General features: G+C 48.0%; 2 protein-coding genes. Both read left to right on the forward strand.

The features are described 5' to 3' along the window. Positions 1–516: 516 nt before the first annotated feature. The gene (locus H6S82_RS30020) at positions 517–1,497 is read left to right on the forward strand and encodes an acetyl-CoA carboxylase carboxyltransferase subunit alpha (protein ID WP_190472903.1); all 981 of its coding nucleotides are present in this window, start codon (positions 517–519) and stop codon (positions 1,495–1,497) included. A gap of 151 nt (positions 1,498–1,648) precedes the next feature. After that, the coding region (locus H6S82_RS30025) for an SDR family oxidoreductase (RefSeq protein WP_191057233.1) at positions 1,649–2,238 on the forward strand (590 nt) is incomplete at its 3' end.

Here is a 2,238-nt window from a genome sequence, read left to right on the forward strand (position 1 = left end):
TTGTCATTTTGACCGTAACTGAGGGCAGGGCCATACCCTGCCCTCTAGTAAACTGGAATTGCATGATTCTCGATCTCTCTACATCACGAAACCACCTATAAAGCGGAGACTGCTTTCAATCTCACTAAAAGATGTCACCTATTTCCGCAAGGAGGCTCACACTTAACCTGATAAGGTCAGTGTTGACAGGAATTGCGGGGCTTTCATCGAAACATCCCTTCTTTTACAACAGCAACTAAATTACTTGCTAAAGTAAACTACTAACGAAAGATCCATACAGTCAAAGTTATAATTAATTCCAAAAAAGTAGCTTCAAGATGGTATTTTTTGGAAAATATGCTGGCAAAAACGTCCGCATTATAAATGGGGATGGCGGCGGTCTAAAGATTGACCCGCTCAAAGGCGAACGGTTTTTGTAGCGTCTGCGTCAGGGCGATCGCAAATTAGCTGAGTTTCTGGACAACTTACAGGTTAGGATTTGGAAAGAGTCTACACAGTGTCGATCGAGTTTTAAACGTGGCCGAACCATCCCGCAAACCTTTACTACTAGACTTTGAAAAGCCCTTGGCAGAGCTGGAAACCCGCATTGACCAAATTCGCCAACTCGCGTCCGAAAATGGGGTCGATGTCACCGAGCAAATTCGCCAGTTAGAAGCACGCTCGGTGCAACTTCGTCAAGAAATTTTTAGCAGTTTATCACCGACGCAGAAGTTGCAACTGGCGCGTCATCCCCGTCGTCCCAGTACGCTGGATTACATTCAGGCGATGACCGATGAATGGATGGAACTGCACGGCGATCGCGCGGGTTCCGACGATCCGGCTTTGGTGGGCGGTATTGCCAACCTGTCTGGGCATTCTGTGGTGATGTTAGGCCATCAAAAAGGCCGCGATACCAAAGATAACGTTCTGCGTAACTTTGGTATGGCTTCTCCGGGCGGCTATCGCAAAGCAATGCGGTTGATGGAACACGCCGATCGATTTGGAATGCCTATATTGGCCTTTATTGATACTCCCGGTGCTTCCCCGCGTGCAGAAGCAGAAGCTTTGGGCCAGGGAGAAGCGATCGCTTATAATTTGCGAGAAATGTTTCGCCTCAACGTTCCCATCATTTGCACTGTGATCGGCGAAGGTGGTTCCGGCGGTGCTTTGGGCATTGGCGTAGGCGATCGACTCTTAATGTTTGAACATTCAGTATATTATGTCGCCAGCCCAGAAGCCTGCGCTTCTATTCTCTGGAAGGATGCCAGCAAATCTACCCAAGCAGCTGAAGCTCTCAAAATTACAGCTTGGGATTTGAAAAATCTCGGCATTCTCGATCGGCTTTTACCCGAACCCCTTGGTGGGGCACATTCCGACCCTATCAAAACTGCCGCTACCCTTAAGCAGGCTCTTATTTACCACATAGAAGAACTCAGCCAAATGACTTGCCACGAACGTCGGGAATTGCGGTATCAAAAGTTTCGTCGCATTGGCGTTTTCAGCGAAATATCTGCCTGAAAATTCTGTATAGCGATGGTATAATAAATTTTGTTACAATTGTTAACACATCTTTCATTTTGAGATGGCTCAAGCTGGGTAAGTTCGTTTGCCGAAAGCAAACACTCAGAAGTGATGGGATGTTCCATCCAAACTTGCAAACATTCAACTAATGAGTGCTTCAACTGATAAACGCGCCCTGATTACTGGGGCAAGCAGCGGGATTGGCAAGGCAACAGCTTTGGCGTTTGCTAATGCTGGCATTAACGTGGCATTAGTGAGCCGCACCTACGAAAAATTGGCGGCGGTTGCCGAACAAGCTCGCGCTTCTGGGGTGGAGGCCAAGCCTTACGCTCTAGACCTAGCTGAGATTGACCAGGTAAAAGATAAAATTGGCGCGATCGCAGCTGACTTTGGCCCAATTGACATTCTGGTCAACAATGCTGGCATAGGATACACAGCTACTTTGAGGGACACACCCTTGTCTGACTGGCAGAGGGTAATAGACCTCAATCTAACTAGCGTTTTGCAGTGCATTTTGGGCATATTACCAATGATGCGCGATCGCCGCTCTGGCATCATCATCAATGTTGTTTCCATTGCCGGTCAACAAGTATTTCCCGGTTGGGGAGCTTACTGTGTCAGTAAATTTGGCCTGATGGCTTTATCAAAAACCCTAGCGGCAGAGGAACGGGAGCGCGGCATTCGCGTAACGGCAATCTGTCCGGGTTCCGTAAATACCCCCATTTGGGATACCGACAC

Source organism: Planktothrix sp. FACHB-1355 (assembly GCF_014748295.1).
Taxonomy (GTDB): domain Bacteria; phylum Cyanobacteriota; class Cyanobacteriia; order Cyanobacteriales; family Aerosakkonemataceae; genus Aerosakkonema; species Aerosakkonema funiforme_A.